We start from the raw sequence: 17,283 nt of genomic DNA, 5'->3' as shown, positions 1-17,283 counted from the left end.
GTACTTGTCAAAATGGCTACTGTGGAGATTGTTGCTCAGCTTATTGCCTGGTTTATTGCTCATACAGTTCCAGCGGCAAGGCATCGGGATCGGCGAAAAAAGTGAAGCGCTTGCCAGTGAACTCGTCGATACGTATGTCTTCCACCGCGATACCCTGATCGCGCAGCTCTTGTACGGCTGCGACCACATCGGGCACGCGAAACGCCAGGTGGCGCAAGCCGCAGGCTTCCGGCCGGCTCACGCGCGGCGGCGGCGACGGGAAGGAGAACAGCTCTATCTGCACGCCATCCGGGGTGCACAGGTCGAGTTTGTAGGAGTCGCGCTGTTCCCTATAGGTTTCGGCAACAATGGCCAGGCCCAGCAACTCGGTGTAAAACCGCTTGGAGCGCTGGTAATCCGAGGCGATGATGGCCACATGGTGGATGCCGGAAATTTGCATAGGTGCCTGAGTGTGGACTTGATAGGGCGATAGCATGTAGCCATGACTATACCTGACCTATCCCGCTCAAGCCTAGCAATGCCCCGGCTGCCAGAATCCATAGTGGATGCACTTTGCTTTTGTAGGCAATCAAAGCACAAACCGCAGCAATCACCGCTAGCCCCCAGGTGTGAGTCGAGGCTTCTGTGATCAGGGCTGCGCTGGCGCCTACCAGGCCCACTGTCATCGGCACCATGCCAACCTGTATTGTGGCCCGCCAGGGTTTGTCCTTGAACCGTTGCCAGAGATGCAGGATCACCCCGGTAAGTATCGACGAGGGGCCGAATTTCGCCAGGCTGGTGACCAGGACGCCGGGCCAGCCGGCAACATGCCAGCCGACCAGCGTCACCACCATCATGTTCGGCCCCGGCGCAGCTTGTGCCAGGGCGAACATGGCGCTGAACTCCTGCGGCGACATCCAGTGATGGATGTCGACCACCTGACGTTGCATTTCCGGCAAGATGGTGTTGCCGCCGCCAAACGCCAGCAACGACAATTGACTGAAAATCGTGGCAAGGGCAAGCAGAGTATCGCTCATGACGGCAGCTTCCAGATAGCAATGATGCTAAGCGGCGCCAGTATCAGCATGGTCGGCAGCAAAGGCAGGCGCAGCAAGCCGATCGAGACAAAGAACAGGCATGCAATCAGCAGTGGCAGCGGTTTTTTCAAGATCGGCATCAGCATTTTCAACGCCATCGCAATCAACAGGCCGGACGCTGCGGCGGCGAGGCCCGCAAACAGGTGTTGTACCGAAAGATTGTCCTGGAAGCGCTGGTAGATAACGCCGAGTGCGATCACAACCGCCGATGGTGCTGCAATCAATCCCAGCAGCGACGCCAGGGCGCCGGCCACGCCGCGGAAATGCAAGCCTATCGCTACCGATAGATTGATGATGTTGCCGCCCGGCAGACACTGGCACAGGCCAAGCATGTCGGTGAATTGGGCGGAGGTCAGCCAGCGGCGCTGCTCGACGATCATGCGGCGCGCCAGTGGCAGCACGCCGCCGAAGCCGATCATTCCCAGGGTCAGGAAACCGACGAACAATTCACGGGTGGATGGCAAGGGGGACGGCACCTTGCTCGCACTATTTTCGACGGTGGCGATGGATTCTGTAGTCATAGGGCAGTCATGGCTTAAACGTTGGCGATGATAAACAATCTTTTGAACGGCAGCAGTGTGACGCCATTTTCGCGTTGCGGATATGCCTCACGCATTGCTTCCGCATAGGCTGCGCGGAAAGCTGGTCGTTTATCCTCAGGCAACGCATCCAGGTAAGGCCGCAAACTGGTGCCGGCGGCCCATTCCACGACGGCGTCCTCGCCACGCAAGGCATGCAGATACGTGGTTTCCCAGATATCGAGCTTGCAGCTGCGCGGAGATAGCAGGTCGTAATAGTTTTCAGCAGTCAGGATCGACGGCTGCTGCGGCACACCCCGCAGATAAGGCGCAAACGCAGGTGATCTGGCTATTTCGGCCTGCATCTGCCGCAAGGGAGCATCGTGCATGGCCGGCATCTGCAGCGCCAGCCAGGCGTCTGGACGTAAGAACGACAGCAGGCGCGGCAACAGGGTGGGGTGGTCTGGCAGCCATTGCAGTGTTGCATTGGAGTAAATTAGATCCAGCAATCCATCGGGCTGCCAATGCGCAAGATCGGCACGCTCAAAGCGGCAGTCCGGGACTGCTGCGGCGGCGGCGGCCAGCATGTTTTCCGAACTGTCGACGCCAAGCACGTCGGCGTCTGGCCAGCGCGCCTTTAACAAAGCCGATACGTTGCCGGTGCCGCAACCGAGATCGACCACCCGTTGTGGTTCCTGCTCAGGGACGTAAGCCAGTAAATCGAGGGCGGGGCGCAAACGTTCGTTGCCAAAATGCATATATTGTTTGGCGTCCCAAATGTCTGTAGTTGTATTCATGCTATCTCCTAGGATTTATCACAAGGTCGCACGTTTGGGCAATTTCCCGGCAGTTGCCGATAAAATCTGACGTTGCCCGGGAAAAGCCGATGAATATTGATTCGATAAGCGCATGTTACAGAAATTCGGGGGCCATACAAATCGACTTTTTTACAGCGCCGTTGTGATTTATAATCACAAGCATGTCTCGTAAACTCCCTCCTTTGCAAGCGTTGCGCGCATTTGAAGTCGCTGCGCGTTTTGAAAATTTCTCGGCAGCAGCTGAAGAATTGCATGTGACGCATGGCGCAGTGAGCCGCCAGGTGGCGGTGCTGGAAGCCTGGCTCGGCATGCAGGTGTTCCATCGTCTCGGCAAGCGCGTGCAATTGACCGACGATGGCCGGCGTTATTTACTCACGGTGCAGGCGGCTTTCGACAATATCGCGGCCGCCACTAAGCTGCTGCGAGAATCCGGCACGGTGCGGGTGTTGCACATCAACGCTTTGTCGACCTTCGCCATGCGTTGGCTGTTACCGCGCCTGAGCGGGTTCCAGCGTTTGTATCCGGGAGTTGAGCTGAAATTGTCTACCTCCACCTCGCTACAGCCTTTGGGCGAAGCTGGTGAACTGTTCGACGTAGCGATTCGACGCGGCCCCGGCCATTGGCCGAATTGCGTGAGCGGCGAATTCCTGGACGAAAGCGAGTTGCCGGTTTGCAGTCCGGCGCTGCTGGCGCGCGCGCCTATCCGTGTAGCCGGCGATCTCGCTGCGCACACCTTGCTGCATTCGGATACCCGGCCCGAGGCTTGGTCGAAATGGTTGACGGAAGCCGACGTGGCGCCGGCCTTATGCAAGAAAAAGCAATCGTTCGACCATTTTTATCTCGCCCTCCAGGCCGCTATTGACGGGCTTGGCGTTGTACTGGGGCCGTTACCGCTGATTACCGATGAACTGGCTAGCGGCCGTCTGGTAATTCCGTTAGCCGAGCCGGTTATTCGCGCCAGGAGTTATTGGTGGATAGTGGCCCGCCATCAGGCCGATGTGCCCCTGATCAAACATTTTTGCGACTGGCTGCAACAGGAGTCGCTGCGCTGATCCTGAATCGGTAAAGTAATCCAGGCAAATATTGTTGTATTAGTGATGCATAATGGCAACTGCACCTTTGAACTCAGATCAATTTACATAAAAAATAAATGAGGAGACAAAAGTCATGAGCCTTACCCAGTTCAGCCGTCTTTCGACAATTTTCGCTGTCACATTATCTGGTTTGGCGCTTAGCGCCTGCGGTGGTGGTAGCGATGGCAGCCTGACGACGCAACCGAAAATGTTTACCGCCGATGGCGGCGTATCGTCGTTTTACCAGTGGAGCCAGGAAATTCCTGCTACGCCAGGTATTTTGCTGCGGCAGGAAGCGCTGCCGGCCAACCTTGTGCTGCCCAACGCCGCACAAGGCATCCGCATCCTGTATAGCTCGACCGACGGCGACGACGGTAAAACCGCGATCTATGTTTCCGGCGATTTGCAACTACCTAAGGGCACGCCTCCGGCTGGCGGCTGGCCGCTGATTGCCTGGGCCCATGGCACCGTCGGCGTGGCGGATATCTGCGCACCTTCGTGGACCGTACGCGATCCGCGCGATGTCGATTATCTCGACGCCTGGCTGGCGCAAGGCTATGCGGTGGTATCTACCGATTATCAAGGATTAGGGACACCCGGCCTGCACCCATACCTGCATGCGCGGCCCGAAGCCTACAGTGTTCTGGACAGCATCCGGGCGGTGTCGAAAGCGTTCCCGCAACTTTCCAGTTCCGTGGTGATCGTCGGCCAGTCCCAAGGTGCACAGGGGGCAATTGCAACGGCAGCCTACGCGCCAGACTATGCGCCTGAAATCAAGTTGCTGGGAACCGTGGCGACTGGCGTGCCTTATCAGTTGCAAAGTGTGCTGGCCTACCTGAACGCGCTGACGGCGCAAGTGCCTACCAGCGGTTTTACTTCAGTGTTGGCGACGCTGGAATCTTATGCCTGGCTGGGTTACGCAACGGCAGAGCGAGTGGTGCCGAATTTCGTGCTGTCCGATAACCTGACAGCCAAGGGCAAGGCGTTTTATTCAGTGGTGGCGACGCAATGCCTGGGACCGATTGAGGATTACATCACGCAGAACAAGCTGCTCACTTCCGATGTGTTCAACGGCGATGTCACCGGCTGGGCCACGCAAACCTTGCAGTCGTCCAATTATCCGACGGTCAAATTCGCGGCGCCGATGTTTGTCGGTACCGGGACCCTGGATACCGATATTCCAACCGTGGTCCAGTATCTGTTCGCCAAGGATGCTTGCGCCGCCGGCAGCACCATTGAGCAGCACTATTATGCCGGCCAGAATCACGATGGCACGGTGCTGGCGTCGCTGGTGGATTCAAAACCGTTCGTGCAGAAACTGTTTGCAGGCCAGCCGATCACCTCGAATTGTGCGGCATTGACGCCACCGCCGTAATTTGAGGGATTCAGGACAGCGGTTTAAGATTGTGGCTTAACCACCAGATCCATGCGACGTTGGATCCGGATCTGCGCCTCGCTGTCGTTGGCGGCTCGGGCACGCTGCAGTTGCACTCCTAGCCAGGCTAGCAGCGGACGGCGCCAGCCTTGGGTGGAAGCGGTTTCGGTAGCGTTGCCGATATCGGCCGGCATCAGGCGTCCGCTCTGCAACAGTGCGGACGCTGCCACCAGGCGCGCCAGCGGGTCTTGGATATCGCCGATGCGGCCGCTACTTATTACTGCTCTATGTTGAGGCGGCAGCAAACCGGCATCCAGGCCTTGCCAGCGGCCATTCAGGTAAGCGGCATAAGCGCGCTCGCCGGCATCGGCATCCTGCGCCAACGGCTGAAACCCGGCGCAGTTGTCAAACTCGAGGCTAGCTGCACGCGTGGCGCAGCGCGACAGTTCAACCCGCGCCACCAGATCGGCCCGGCCGGTACTGGCGACGGCATCGCGGGCGCGCGCAAATTCCAGATCGGCGACACGCGTATTACCGCTGAGGTAGGCTGAGGAAAAACTTTGCATGGAACCAAAGGCGTTGCCTTGCCATTCGGGCGCCGGCGGTTTGCTGCTGCAGGCAATCAGGAGGAGGGCCGGTAACGCGGAAAATATGGCAGATGATGCGACGGTCGATATCTTCATGGCAGTTTGAGCTCCGTATTGCGGGCGAAGGGCCATTTGCGGTTGATCTCGTCGACCAGTTGCGTCACTTTACGCAGACTGGCATCTACTTCGGCACGCAGTGCGCCCAGGTCGTTGCTGGCGATACGGGCATTGCTGCCCACCGCTTGCGCCTCGGCCAGTACCGCATCGACTTTCTTGAGACTGTTGCGAGCGTCGCTCAGTACGCCATTGAGCTGGACGATGGCGGCTTGCGCGTCGTCCATCACGCCGCGCTGGCCGGGTTGGCCGAATACGCGTTGATCGGCCTTGGCCAGCAACGTATTGACGCGATCCAGCGTGGCGATGATTTTTTTAGCGTTCTCGTCGCTGCCCAAGGCGCCGCCCAGGACCCCATATTGTCCAGTCAGGCGGCCTGTCATGGTTTGCATGTTCGCCAGGCTGGTGTTGAGACTTGAATCGGCGGCGGTGATGGCTTGCAGGTTACTCAGCAATTCCCTGGCGGTCGCCACCAGGCGTGGAATTTCCGCCGCAGTATCGCCGCGCAGCACAGCGCGCTCCGAGTCGGGCGGCAACAACGGATCGTCGAGGACGCCGGTAAAGGCGCGGATACGGGTATCGCCTACCAGCCCGCGTTCCAGTGTGAAGACACTGGTGGTGCGCAGCCAGTTGGCATCCTTGCGCGGGACATCGATCAAGATGCGGGCCTTGCCGTCAGGCGCGAGATCTATGCGTTGCACGCGGCCGATAGGGAAGCCGGAAAAGGTCAGGTCCATGCCCACCAGCACGCCCTCGGAATCGTCCGATATCAATACCAGCCGCTGCGTACTTTCGAACACGCCGCGCGCATACATCACATACAACACGAAACTGCATACCAGCGCAGCCATCAGGACCAGCAGCAGCAACGCCTTGAATTCAACATGTGCAGGTGGCGGCGGGACGGACGGAGAAGGGATAAGAGGAGAGTCAGGGGCAGTTGCCATGGTCGTTTTCCGGATTAGATATATTTCACTGCCAGCCCGCCGACCTCGATCAGCACCAGCACAAACAGCAGCCGCGTGGCGCCCGGTTGCAGCGTGGATGACAGTGTGATATTCCGTCGCGCTGCGTCAATGACTGCAGCCGTGGGGATTACCGCCACTGCCAATCCGAACAGTAAGGTTTTCAGTGCGAAGCCCAGCGTCACTGCGGGATCAAACACGCGGCCCACGGTGCGGGTGTAGTCAGGCAGGCCCCACGGGCTGATGCCGTAGACATTGATATAAGCCAGCAGCAAGACAATCACGCCGCTCACCGTAGCCAGGCTCAGCACGGAAAAGGCGCAGGCGATCGTACGCGGCACCAGATCCTGTTGCAACCGGGAGATATCCGGTGCGGCGGTGCTCTGGCTGGCAAGCAATTGCGGACTGTTGAAAGCTGCGCCGGCGCGCAACGCCACAAACAGGGCTGCTGACAGCGGTATCAATTCCAGCACCAGTACCCGCACCATCATTTCCAGTGCGTAGCGCGACAGGCCATAGCTCAGCGCGGTGACGAGCACGATCCGGATCAGCACCAGGCTGAGCAAGGTAAACAACAAGGTGAACCACGGCAGGATTTGCCAGGTGCTGGTGTAAATGTAGCGATAAGTAGTGTTGCGGTTAGCCCGGTGATAGGTGGACGGAGAGAGTCCCATGACCAGTGCGATGCCGGCCAGATGAAGCATGCGCCACCAGCTGCTCGCGGCGCGTAAGACAGTCACGGCCCATTGCTCTGGTTTCAGGTAGCTGGATGAGGTTGGGTGCATGGCCAGATGATAACGCAGCAATGCTGGCAACGGCTTCGCTTAAGGTGTTTTTTCGGCGAGGCCCTCAATTCAAGGCCAGGGGGCGGGTGTAACCGGCAGATATTGCGGTTCGAAGTCTTCTGGCGCTCGTGCTTCGAGCTGGGTGTGCAAGCGGGCGCCGAGCAGCAATTGGATTTCATGTTCGCCGGCGCTGAAATCGGCAGTGTGCAATGGCTGGTCGGGCACGGGCCAGTTGTCCATGGCCCATTTCCTGAACTGTTCGAAACGTGTAGTCAGTTCCTTGCTGTAGTCGTCGCGTATTTTGTCTTGCGAAGTCTGGTTCATGGCTTTCTCCGTCTAATCGTACCGTGCTGCCAGAAATCATGTAGACAGCATCTGCCTTAGGTATGGCATGGTCTGCACAGTAGCGTACTATTTTAAAGATAGGAGAGTTGCCGTACAAATTGCAGTATTTAATATTAATATTCAGCATTAATCGCGACGCAAACGAACAAGCGTAAAAAAACTAGCCATGCGTGTTCACCTGCGCCGCATGAAATCCATGCAATCCGGAGTGTCAGGCCGCTCCGCGGTACGTATTCAGATCTGGTGTAAGCCGTTGCGGCCCTTGTGGCTGTGGGGATAGTTTGGATCTCTGCGACTCGGCGACGCTTTCTACGCCGTCGGCGGAAATCGCTTCAAGGAAGTTGAGGACATTGCGATAATAATCGACCCGCATTTCCGCTTCCAGCAATTGCCTTTCTGATTGATACAAGGCCAGGCGTGTATCGCGTAGTTCATTTTCTGCGAGCTTTTCAGGCGTCTGGATATATTTCGTCGCTAATCTGTTCATCCATCCCATGTTGTCACCTCTTTTGTGTGGAGACGATTTAATCTTAAATCTTTCTTGGCGAAAAAAGCTAACAAAAGAGCTCGCAATCGACTTCATTTAACAGTGTTGTTGCGCAATTTCCACGCGATTATTTACGTAGAACAACAAAGTGTCGAAAGTCTGGAAATGCAAGATGAAAAAAGACACGATGCGCTCGAAAGGAGGCATCATTGATGTCTGCCAATGTGGCTTGGCAGCGCCGCCGGATCGGCTAATGAACCAGTAGCGGCGATGTATGAGACTTGATCAGATCGAGTTTCGCAGCATACAGATCGTGATCGTTACGGCTGGTGCTGTTTTCCATTGCGATGCTCAGGTGCTTGAGCGCTTGATCCGTTTCGCCAAGGCGCAGACAGGCAATCCCCATCCAATACCGGAATTCATGATAATAGGGGTCGCGAGCAATTTCTTTGGTGAATTGTTGCTTCGCGGTTTTGTAATCTCCCGCGCGCATTGCTGCCATGCCCAGGTTGAATGCCTGGAAGGGGGCGTCAGGCTGCAACCTGGTCAGCTTGGCAGTCAATGCTTTCGACTCTGCAAATTTTCCAAGATCGTTAAGGACGCCGATCAGGTTGAACATGACTACCGTGCTATCCGGTTCGCGCTCAGACACCAGTCGCAACGTGTGCTCCGCTTCCGGTAAATTGTCATGGCGCCGATAGATCACCGCCAGGGTATTGTAGGACGGCAGGAACCTCTCGTCTTGCCGGATCGCCTCGCGCGCCCACCAGTAGGCGTCGTCCAGCTGGTGCACGGCCAAGGCTTCGGCGGCGCGGTTGTTCATGTACATTGCCACAATCGTGTTCTCATCGATGTCTTGCCGACGCTGGCCGGCGGTATCTTCCGGCAGCAGGAAATCAATCGTCATCAGACTGCTTTGGTCGAACGGTATGCGCGCCTCGGTTTGCCTTTTTCCGAGGGTGACGTTGACGTGGCCGCTGGCAAAATAAAAGTCGTCATTGCGGCTCCAGGCGCGGTCCATCAGAATTGCCTGGTAATGCACCGGCAGTCCGAGTTCCTTGGCGAAGGCAGCTGTCATGATTACCAGCGACAGGCAATTCCCGGTGCGGGCAGTGAACGTCTGGGCGGCATTGCGGGTGTGTGCGGCGTTGTATTCCAGTTTCAACTGTTTCTCGCTGTACAGTGCATCGAACAGACCCTGCTGCATGCCTTTTGCATGCATTTGATGGGTGGCCTCCGCGCTGTTCAGGTACTGCTTCATTGCGGGGCTGATGGCAAATACATCGGCGGCCTTGACTGGTTGCGAAGGCGCAGCGAAATATTGGTCGTTGAAAAGACGATCGGCCCGTGGCGCCTGCGGGGTGGTCGTGCAGGCGGTGAGCAGGAGGCAGAAAATAAAGCAGAAAGGCAGGACTACCCAGCTTTTTTTCATCTGAGGCCACCGCTTGGAAATTGCTCGTGACCTCTACTATATACCTAAATTTCCACGGCCGGGCGCCCCATGATGTAATGCTCGAGTTGCTGGATAATGAACTGCTGCTCGGAAATAATATCTTTCACCAGATCACCGATGGAAATGATGCCAATCAGCTTGCCGTCGTCCAGGATGGGCAAGTGCCGTAAACGGTTTTCGGTCATCAGCGCCATGCATTGCTCATTGGTGTCGTCCAGGCGCACATACATGACGGAGGAAGTCATGATATCGCGGACGAAAGTGTCATTCGACGAGCGCCCCATCAGTATCATCTTGCGTGCATAGTCGCGCTCGGTGACAATCCCGACAATCGTTTCCTGCTCCACCACGAGCAATGCACCGACGCTCTTGTCCGCCATCATTCTTACGGCATCCAGTACTTTGGCGCCGGGAGAAATCGTATATACGGCCTGGTTTTGCTTGGTCTTGAGAATCTGCGCGACGGTTTTCATCAGCTGCTCCTTCAGATAGGCCGGCAATCAAATATTTATTTCGTCCCTGCTTAATTGAGAAGGTAGCCTCTTCGTTTTCAAATAGCAAGAGGCGCGGGCGGGGCGCTGGTTGCGGCTGATAATTCAGACAGGAAATTGGTGTGGGCCGGCTATCAAGGAGTGCGCGGATTTTCGAGGCGTTCGCTGGATTTTTCGACAGCGTGGCGGTGGCTTGGGGCGGCCATTGCAGCATGGCCCGTTAATAATTGCGCGGTTTCTTCGATCAACCATTGTGTCGGTACCGGCCTGGCGAAAGATGCCGCCAGCAGGAGTACAAAGCTGGCGGTGATCAAAGCGCGATTCAGTGACGGTTTTGGCAAGCGTTCAGCTTGCCAGATGAAAGCCAGGCAGACTGAGGTGCCCATCAGCCATCCGCTGACAGCCTCGCTGACCGAATGAAAATCCAGCAGTACGCGCGATAAACTGACCAGTACCGCAAAACATACGCCGAAAACTGCCGCAGTGAGTCGGATCTGTGGTGTCTGTTGCTGCAAAACGAGATAGAAGAGCAGCGGAATAATCGCCGCAGCACGCATCGCATGCCCGCTGAAACCCTTGAAATCCAGTGTTTCTATGCCGATGCCCCAGCCCACAAATGCGATCTTTGACGCGGCCACCAACAGCAACGCGCCGCCGAACAACAGGCACCACACCCAAAATGAGCGCCAGGCACGTGCCGCTAGCAGCCATGCTGCGATTGCGGTAGCAGCGGGAAGCATGATGGTGCTGCCGCCGATTTTGGTAATTGTCCTCCATTCAAGCATAAATCTACCGGGATTCAGTGGAATGACGTGTTTGTCGTGCGGGGAGATGGTGCAACTTTGACCTTGTTCGTCGGGTGGTTAAAAAGTTAAGTGGCCTATTTTATCAAACGTCGGCTATCGACAGATTTTTGCGCCGGAACTGCGATTTATCATTACCGGCAGATTCTTGCCGCGCGCACTGTCCTTGGCGCGCTGCACCATTTGCTGCGCAACCGAACCGGCCAGCCGCGAGAAATAGCACATGGCACATATGTCATGTGCCTGTCATGAAATCATCGAATCCGAGTTGCATTTTTAAAAAGCGTGTGGTGTTGGCATGTCATGGGTAGAATCTAACTTGATTGACCGAATTTGGACGTTAACCATTCGAGAGAAAATCATGCACACAGCAGCCGTGGAACGAAAACAGCAAAAGCTGGCAGAGATGGTCGAATTCGCGCGGGATCGCTTGCCGCCGGAAGTGTTTGCGCCGATGCAACCTTTCCTGGTCGAGTATTACTCGCAGGTAGGGGAAGAACAGATACTGAGCCGCGATATCGCCGATTTGTACGGCGCGGCAGTCGCCCACTGGCAGTTTGCACGGCATTTTGTGAGCGGCACCCCGCGGGTGCGCATCTACAATCCACGGGTTGACGAACATGGCTGGCAATCCGGCCATAGCGTGATCGAGATCGTCAACGACGACATGCCGTTCCTGGTCGATTCCGTAACCACCGAAATAAATCGCCTGGGCCTGACTTTGCACGCGGTGATCCACCCGGTATTCCGGGTCTGGCGCGATGCCGGCGGACAGGTGGAAAAAATCCAGCGCGCAAGCGAAGCCGCTGGCAAGAATGCTGACAAAGCCAGGCTGGAATCGACGATACATATAGAAGTGGACCGCTGTACCGAAGCAGCCAGGATGGAGGAAATCCTGGCCGGTGTGCTTAAGGTGCTGGGCGATGTCCGTGCCGCGGTTGAGGACTGGCGGCAGATGATGAGCGCCGCCGGCGCCGCGATCGACGATCTGAAGCAGCAGCATACGGGCGATACCGGCGATACCGGGCTGCAAGGTGAAATTGCCGAGGCGCGCGCTTTCCTGGAATGGATGGTCGACGATCATTTTACTTTCCTCGGCTATCGTGATTACGAGCTGGTCGTCAGCGACGGCGAAAACTATCTGCAAGGCGTGCCGGGCTCGGGCCTTGGCATACTGCGCGACTCTCTGCGGGCCGCCGACAGCACCACCAAATTGCCGGTCACAGCGCAAGGCATCATCGATGCGAGTTCGCCGATTTTCATTACCAAGGCCAATTCGCGCGCTACCGTGCATCGGGCCGGTTATCTAGACTATGTCGGCGTCAAGCGCTATGACGCCGGCGGCAAGGTGGTCGGTGAGCGTCGCATAGTCGGTTTATATACCTCGACCGCCTACATGGTGCCAACCAGCGAGATCCCGCTGGTGCGCCGCAAAGTGGCGAAGGTGCTGGAACGCGCCGGCTTTGTGCCCAAGGGGCATCTGGCAAAGACCTTGGCCACCATCCTGGAACAATATCCGCGCGATGAATTGTTCCAGGTTGATGAAGATGAATTGTTCGATACCGCCAGCGGCATCCTGCGCCTGGAAGAGCGTCAGCGTACCCGCCTGTTTGTGCGGCGCGACGCTTTCGGCCGCTACGTTTCCTGTCTGGTTTTCGTGCCGCGCGACCGTTTCAATACCGAACTGCGCGAACGCATCCAGGATTTGCTGCTGGAAGCCTTCAACGGCACCGGTATCGAATTTACCCCCTTGTTATCGGAATCGGTGCTGGCACGTATCCAGTTTACCGTGCGCACCGAGCCGGGCAGCGTAACCGATGTCAATGTCGAGCAGCTGGAAGCGCGCATCGTGGAAGCTACCCGGCGTTGGCAGGATGACCTGACGGAAGCGTTGCTAGAGCAGCGCGGGGAAGAGCAGGGCACGCGATTGCTGCGTCGTTATGCAGCATCGTTCCCCGCCGGTTTTCGCGAAGACTATTCCGCACGCACCGCGGTGCATGACATCGCATTGCTGGAAACCGCGCAACAGAATACCGGCCTGGCCATGAGCTTGTACCGTCCGATCGAAGCGGCGCCGGCTTCATTGCGCCTGAAAATCTATCGCGCCGGCAAGCCGATGGCTTTGTCGCAAAGCCTGCCGATGCTGGAGCACATGGGCGTCAAGGTGAACGAGGAACGTCCTTACCGGATCGAGCTGCAAGATGGCGAGCCGGCGTGGATCCACGATTTCGGCATGCAGACCGCGGACGATAGTGAAGTCGAGATCGATCGCATCAAGGGTATATTCGAAGATGCCTTTGGCCGTGTCTGGAGCGGTGAAGCCGACAATGACGATCTCAACCGGCTAGTGCTGCGGGCCCGGCTTGACTGGCGCGAAGTGACCATCCTGCGTGCTTATGCACGTTATCTGCGGCAAGTCGGCTCAACCTTCAGCAACGCCTATATCGAGCAGGCGCTGACGGCCAATCCGGCGATTGCGCGCAATCTGGTGGCGCTGTTCCTGATACGTTTCGATCCGGCGCTGGCAAAAGATGCCGGTACCGAAGCGAAAGCCAAGACCCTGCTGCAACAGACCGAAGAGGCAATGGACCAGGTGCCGAATCTCGATGAAGACCGGATCCTGCGCCAGTTCCTGGGCGTGATCAGCGCCACCTTGCGCACCAATTACTTCCAGCGCGGCGCCGATGGCCAGCCAAAATCATATCTGTCCTTCAAATTCGATCCGGCCAAAGTGCCAGGGTTGCCGGCACCCAAGCCGATGTTCGAGATATGGGTGTATTCGCCCAGGTTCGAAGGCGTGCATCTGCGCGGCGGCAAAGTGGCGCGCGGCGGCTTGCGCTGGTCCGACCGGCGTGAAGATTTTCGTACTGAAGTGCTGGGCCTGGTGAAGGCGCAGATGGTCAAGAACGCGGTGATCGTGCCGGTCGGTTCCAAGGGTGGCTTCGTCCTCAAGAATGCACCGCCGGCCAGCGACCGCGACGCCTATTTGCGCGAAGGCGTAGCCTGCTATCAGACTTTCCTGCGCGGCTTGCTGGATCTGACCGATAACCTGGTCGACGGCAAAGTAGTGCCACCGCAAGACGTTGTGCGCTACGATCCGGACGATCCTTACCTGGTGGTGGCTGCCGATAAAGGCACCGCCAGTTTTTCCGATTACGCCAATGCAATTTCCGCCGAATACGGCTTCTGGCTGGGCGACGCCTTCGCTTCCGGCGGCTCGGTCGGTTATGACCATAAGAAAATGGGGATTACCGCACGCGGCGCATGGGAAGCTGTCAAGCGCCATTTCCGCGAAACCGGGGTTAATACCCAAGAGCAGGATTTCACCGTGGTCGGCATCGGCGACATGTCTGGCGACGTGTTCGGCAACGGCATGCTGCTGTCGCGCCACATCAAGCTGTTGGCAGGGTTCGATCATCGCCACATTTTCCTGGACCCGAATCCCGATCCGGAGACCAGTTTCGTTGAGCGTGAGCGCCTGTTTGCATTGCCGCGTTCAAGCTGGGCCGATTACAACGCCAGCCTGATTTCCAGCGGTGGCGGAGTCTATGCGCGAACCTTGAAGACAATTCCGCTGACGCCGCAGGTGCAAGCGGCGCTGGGTATAACTGCCAGCGAACTGGCGCCGACCGAGTTGATACGCGCTATCCTGCTGGCGCCGGTGGATCTGCTCTACAACGGCGGTATCGGCACCTACATCAAGGCCACGCGTGAAAGTCACGCTCAGGTCGGGGATCGCAGCAACGACGCGATTCGCGTCAACGGCGCCGAGCTCAATTGCAAGGTGGTAGCTGAAGGCGGTAACCTCGGTTGCACGCAGTTCGGCCGCATCGAGTTTGCCCAGAAGGGCGGGCGAATCTGTACCGATGCCATTGATAATTCGGCCGGCGTCGATTGCTCCGATCACGAAGTCAATATCAAGATCATGCTTGGCCTGATCGTCAGCGAAGGCGAAATGACCGAGAAACAGCGTAACAAATTGCTGGCGGAAATGACGGAGGAAGTCGGCCTGCAGGTACTGACCGATAACTACTACCAGACCCAGGCGTTGTCGGTGGCGGGACGCCGCGCCGCCAGCCTGCTGGAACCGGAATCACGTTTGATCCGTTTCCTTGAACGCGCCGGCCGGCTTGACCGGGCGGTCGAGTTCCTGCCGTCGGAAGAAGAGTGCGCTGAACGCAAGACGGCCAAGCAAGGCTTGACCGCGCCGGAGCGGGCGGTGCTGATGGCCTACAATAAGATGTGGTTGTATGAACAGCTGCTGGCGTCGGATTTGCCTGCAGATCCGTTTATCGCCAGTTCATTATCCGCTTATTTTCCAAAGCCATTGCGTGAACGCTTTCCTGACGCAATGAAACGTCATCCCCTGGCGCGCGAGATTATCTCCACCTATCTGGTGAATACGCTGACCAACCGGGTCGGGACCACGTTTGTCCATCAACTGGCCGACGAGAGCGGCGCCAGCCCGACCGACGTGCTGCGCGCCAGCGTCATCGCACGCGAGGTATTCGGTTTCGAGGAAATCTGGCAAGACATCGATGCCCTCGATAACCGGGTGCCGGACGCCTTGCAGGCGCAAATGTTTGTCGATGTCGGCGGATTGATCGAACAAGCCAGCTTCTGGTTCTTGCATCGCCACGCGCAGGAGGCTTCGATTGAAGCCACGGTGGCGCGCTTCCGCCAGGCTGCCGATCAGCTGGGGCCGCAACTGGTCTCGCTGCTGGCGACCAGCGATGCGGACGCACTCAAGGCAAAGCGCGATGCGCTGATACAAGCGGGTGTCTCCGAGCAGCTGGCGCGGCGGGTTGCCAGCGCCGAGCTGATCGGCGCGGTGCTGGACATCGCCGAAGTCGCGGCATCGACCGGACGCAGCCTGGAGCTGGTCGCAGCAGTCTATTTTGCGCTGGACGTCAACTTGAACTTCGGCTGGATGCGCGAACGGGTCAGCGCATTGCCGGTCGATTCGCATTGGCAGATCCTGGCGCGGACCGCGTTGCAGAGCGATCTTACCGGTTTGCAGCGCGCCTTGACTGCTAAAGTGATTCAACTGTCGCCGACGCTGGAACAGTCGCAGGAAATGATCGATGTCTGGCAAACCGCCAGCCGTACACCGCTGGAACGTTACCGCCGCCTGCTCACCGATTTCCAGATGGGTGGCAATGTCGATCTGGCGATGCTGTCGGTGGCGGCGCGCGAGATGCGTTCGATTGACTCTGTCACCAGCTAACCGCTGGCTGGACAGCCGCTAGCAAAAAGGTGAGGGCATGCAGACTGTCTTGATCGACACGGACGGCGCCATCTGTACCATTACGATGAACCGGCCGCACAAGCGTAATGCGGTCGACCGTCTCATGGCGGAGGAGTTGCGCCTGGCGTTTGAACGCTTCGAAGCTGACGCCGCGCTGAAGGTCGCGGTGTTAACCGGCGCCGGTGGCCAGTTTTGCGCCGGCGCCGATCTCAGCGCTGTCGGCGATCCGGCTTTGCGCAATGAACTTGATCCGGAAGGTGGCGGCAGCGGTCCGATGGGACCCACCCGCATGACACTCTCGAAGCCTTTGATTGCCGCCGTCAACGGCTACGCGGTGGCCGGTGGACTTGAGCTGGCGTTGCTGGCGGATTTGCGCGTCGCGGATGAAGATGCCGTATTCGGTGTGTTTTGCCGACGCTGGGGCGTGCCCTTGATTGATGGCGGCACGGTACGGCTACCGCGTCTGATCGGCATGGGTCGTGCGTTGGACCTTATCTTGACTGGACGCCCGGTGGCGGCTGCCGAAGCGTTGGGCATGGGGCTGATCAATCGCATCACCCCATCTGGTGGTGCGCTGGCTACGGCGCTCGAACTGGCGCGTCAGGTGGCTGCTTTTCCACAGCAGTGCATGCTGACGGATCGCCGCTCAGCGTATGAACAATGGGATTTGCCGCTGGCCGAGGCGCTACGTCGCGAAGGCGCACAAGGGGTGCCGATTGTGCTCGCGGAGGGCGAAGCCGGCGCCGCCAGATTTACCTTCGGGGTTGGCCGTCACGGTCGTTTTGAAGACTGACTGAAGAGTGCCCGGTCTTGCCATCAATCAAGATTGGATATATTTCCTTTGCTTGCATTGTTGTTAATTTCACTCCATCTCCTCCCACTTTACGCATTGACTATGCATTGACAAGCCACTTGGCGCGGGATGACTTCGCCTAAGAAACCGGAAGGAAACAAAAAGGAAGGAAACTTGACTATGGTCAATGCCGGGAGTTGTCGGTGCTAGCTAAGATGGCATCAAGTTTGGGAGCTGCATAAAGCGGCACTGAAAAAGATAACCGATAACAGGAGGAGCAATGGCAGCAGTGATATCCGAGTCGAAAGTAGCGCCAGGCGCAGTGTCAAGCACCACGGCCGACGATACGCTC

The 17,283-nt window shown here is 57.7% G+C and carries 17 protein-coding genes; 4 read left to right on the top strand and 13 right to left on the bottom strand.

The annotated features are described in order from the left end of the window. Positions 1-52: 52 nt before the first annotated feature. From BM205_RS14130 to tam, 4 genes are read right to left on the bottom strand one after another with little or no spacing between them, the layout of a single operon-like run. Positions 53-439: an SMU1112c/YaeR family gloxylase I-like metalloprotein gene (locus BM205_RS14130; protein ID WP_092415511.1), complete on the bottom strand. Its 387-nt coding sequence runs from the start codon at positions 437-439 to the stop codon at positions 53-55. A gap of 46 nt (positions 440-485) precedes the next feature. After that, positions 486-1,016 (bottom strand): chromate transporter, encoded by a 531-nt coding sequence (locus BM205_RS14125; protein ID WP_092415509.1) that lies wholly within the window; start codon positions 1,014-1,016, stop codon positions 486-488. After that, positions 1,013-1,597 (bottom strand): chromate transporter, encoded by a 585-nt coding sequence (locus BM205_RS14120; protein ID WP_092415507.1) that lies wholly within the window; start codon positions 1,595-1,597, stop codon positions 1,013-1,015. The genes BM205_RS14125 and BM205_RS14120 overlap by 4 nt, the downstream gene beginning before the upstream one ends. 14 nt (positions 1,598-1,611) lie before the next feature. Further along, entirely contained in the window at positions 1,612-2,391 is a 780-nt protein-coding gene (gene tam, locus BM205_RS14115) for a trans-aconitate 2-methyltransferase (protein ID WP_092415505.1), read from the bottom strand. Between the two features lie 182 nt (positions 2,392-2,573). On the opposite strand from tam, the gene BM205_RS14110 reads away from it, so the two are divergent. Together BM205_RS14110 and BM205_RS14105 are read left to right on the top strand one after the other, a co-directional pair. Continuing rightward, positions 2,574-3,464, top strand: coding sequence for a transcriptional regulator GcvA (locus BM205_RS14110; RefSeq protein ID WP_092415503.1), 891 nt, complete (start codon positions 2,574-2,576; stop codon positions 3,462-3,464). A gap of 115 nt (positions 3,465-3,579) precedes the next feature. After that, a complete protein-coding gene (locus BM205_RS14105; protein ID WP_092415501.1) occupies positions 3,580-4,860 on the top strand; it encodes a lipase family protein in 1,281 nt (426 codons plus the stop codon). Positions 4,861-4,883: 23 nt separating this feature from the next. On the opposite strand, the gene BM205_RS14100 is transcribed toward BM205_RS14105, so the two are convergent. The 9 genes from BM205_RS14100 to BM205_RS24660 form a co-directional block, all read right to left on the bottom strand. After that, positions 4,884-5,543 carry a hypothetical protein gene (locus BM205_RS14100; protein WP_254783895.1) on the bottom strand — a complete coding sequence of 220 codons (660 nt, stop codon included), beginning with the start codon at positions 5,541-5,543 and terminating at the stop codon, positions 4,884-4,886. Continuing rightward, positions 5,540-6,508: an MlaD family protein gene (locus BM205_RS14095; protein ID WP_092415497.1), complete on the bottom strand. Its 969-nt coding sequence runs from the start codon at positions 6,506-6,508 to the stop codon at positions 5,540-5,542. Before BM205_RS14095 ends, BM205_RS14100 begins: the two co-directional genes overlap by 4 nt. Before the next feature lie 14 nt (positions 6,509-6,522). Next, positions 6,523-7,311 carry an MlaE family ABC transporter permease gene (locus BM205_RS14090; RefSeq protein WP_092415656.1) on the bottom strand — a complete coding sequence of 263 codons (789 nt, stop codon included), beginning with the start codon at positions 7,309-7,311 and terminating at the stop codon, positions 6,523-6,525. Positions 7,312-7,380: 69 nt separating this feature from the next. After that, a complete protein-coding gene (locus BM205_RS14085) occupies positions 7,381-7,635 on the bottom strand; it encodes a hypothetical protein (protein ID WP_092415495.1) in 255 nt (84 codons plus the stop codon). Between the two features lie 232 nt (positions 7,636-7,867). Further along, entirely contained in the window at positions 7,868-8,152 is a 285-nt protein-coding gene (locus BM205_RS14080) for a hypothetical protein (RefSeq protein ID WP_139227272.1), read from the bottom strand. A 241-nt stretch (positions 8,153-8,393) separates the two neighbouring features. After that, the gene (locus BM205_RS14075) at positions 8,394-9,575 is read right to left on the bottom strand and encodes a tetratricopeptide repeat protein (RefSeq protein ID WP_092415491.1); all 1,182 of its coding nucleotides are present in this window, start codon (positions 9,573-9,575) and stop codon (positions 8,394-8,396) included. Between the two features lie 44 nt (positions 9,576-9,619). Continuing rightward, positions 9,620-10,069 (bottom strand): CBS domain-containing protein, encoded by a 450-nt coding sequence (locus BM205_RS14070; RefSeq protein WP_092415489.1) that lies wholly within the window; start codon positions 10,067-10,069, stop codon positions 9,620-9,622. A 152-nt stretch (positions 10,070-10,221) separates the two neighbouring features. Further along, positions 10,222-10,827, bottom strand: coding sequence for a phosphatase PAP2 family protein (locus tag BM205_RS14065; RefSeq protein WP_175511265.1), 606 nt, complete (start codon positions 10,825-10,827; stop codon positions 10,222-10,224). 159 nt (positions 10,828-10,986) lie between these two features. Further along, positions 10,987-11,115 (bottom strand): hypothetical protein, encoded by a 129-nt coding sequence (locus BM205_RS24660; protein WP_256381763.1) that lies wholly within the window; start codon positions 11,113-11,115, stop codon positions 10,987-10,989. 151 nt (positions 11,116-11,266) lie between these two features. Between BM205_RS24660 and BM205_RS14060 the strand changes: the two genes are divergently transcribed. After that, the gene (locus BM205_RS14060) at positions 11,267-16,117 is read left to right on the top strand and encodes an NAD-glutamate dehydrogenase (protein WP_371326496.1); all 4,851 of its coding nucleotides are present in this window, start codon (positions 11,267-11,269) and stop codon (positions 16,115-16,117) included. A 37-nt stretch (positions 16,118-16,154) separates the two neighbouring features. Further along, positions 16,155-16,931 carry a crotonase/enoyl-CoA hydratase family protein gene (locus BM205_RS14055; protein ID WP_092415483.1) on the top strand — a complete coding sequence of 259 codons (777 nt, stop codon included), beginning with the start codon at positions 16,155-16,157 and terminating at the stop codon, positions 16,929-16,931. Positions 16,932-17,283 lie beyond the last annotated feature (352 nt).

Source organism: Collimonas sp. OK307 (assembly GCF_900113705.1).
In the GTDB taxonomy this organism is placed as follows: Bacteria; Pseudomonadota; Gammaproteobacteria; order Burkholderiales; family Burkholderiaceae_D; genus Collimonas.
The sequence above is the reverse complement of the archived record's forward strand: the minus strand, read 5'-3'. Positions and strand labels throughout refer to the sequence as shown.

Coding starts and splice junctions, on each gene's coding strand:
- BM205_RS14095 (WP_092415497.1), bottom strand. CDS start 6,508: ATGGCAACTGCCCCTGACTCTCCTCTTATCCCTTCTCCGTCCGTCCCG.
- BM205_RS14075 (WP_092415491.1), bottom strand. CDS start 9,575: ATGAAAAAAAGCTGGGTAGTCCTGCCTTTCTGCTTTATTTTCTGCCTC.
- BM205_RS14080 (WP_139227272.1), bottom strand. CDS start 8,152: ATGGGATGGATGAACAGATTAGCGACGAAATATATCCAGACGCCTGAA.
- BM205_RS14085 (WP_092415495.1), bottom strand. CDS start 7,635: ATGAACCAGACTTCGCAAGACAAAATACGCGACGACTACAGCAAGGAA.
- BM205_RS14120 (WP_092415507.1), bottom strand. CDS start 1,597: ATGACTACAGAATCCATCGCCACCGTCGAAAATAGTGCGAGCAAGGTG.
- BM205_RS14100 (WP_254783895.1), bottom strand. CDS start 5,543: ATGAAGATATCGACCGTCGCATCATCTGCCATATTTTCCGCGTTACCG.
- BM205_RS14070 (WP_092415489.1), bottom strand. CDS start 10,069: ATGAAAACCGTCGCGCAGATTCTCAAGACCAAGCAAAACCAGGCCGTA.
- BM205_RS14090 (WP_092415656.1), bottom strand. CDS start 7,311: ATGCACCCAACCTCATCCAGCTACCTGAAACCAGAGCAATGGGCCGTG.
- BM205_RS24660 (WP_256381763.1), bottom strand. CDS start 11,115: ATGTGCTATTTCTCGCGGCTGGCCGGTTCGGTTGCGCAGCAAATGGTG.
- BM205_RS14065 (WP_175511265.1), bottom strand. CDS start 10,827: ATGCTTCCCGCTGCTACCGCAATCGCAGCATGGCTGCTAGCGGCACGT.
- BM205_RS14105 (WP_092415501.1), top strand. CDS start 3,580: ATGAGCCTTACCCAGTTCAGCCGTCTTTCGACAATTTTCGCTGTCACA.
- BM205_RS14110 (WP_092415503.1), top strand. CDS start 2,574: ATGTCTCGTAAACTCCCTCCTTTGCAAGCGTTGCGCGCATTTGAAGTC.
- BM205_RS14130 (WP_092415511.1), bottom strand. CDS start 439: ATGCAAATTTCCGGCATCCACCATGTGGCCATCATCGCCTCGGATTAC.
- tam (WP_092415505.1), bottom strand. CDS start 2,391: ATGAATACAACTACAGACATTTGGGACGCCAAACAATATATGCATTTT.
- BM205_RS14055 (WP_092415483.1), top strand. CDS start 16,155: ATGCAGACTGTCTTGATCGACACGGACGGCGCCATCTGTACCATTACG.
- BM205_RS14125 (WP_092415509.1), bottom strand. CDS start 1,016: ATGAGCGATACTCTGCTTGCCCTTGCCACGATTTTCAGTCAATTGTCG.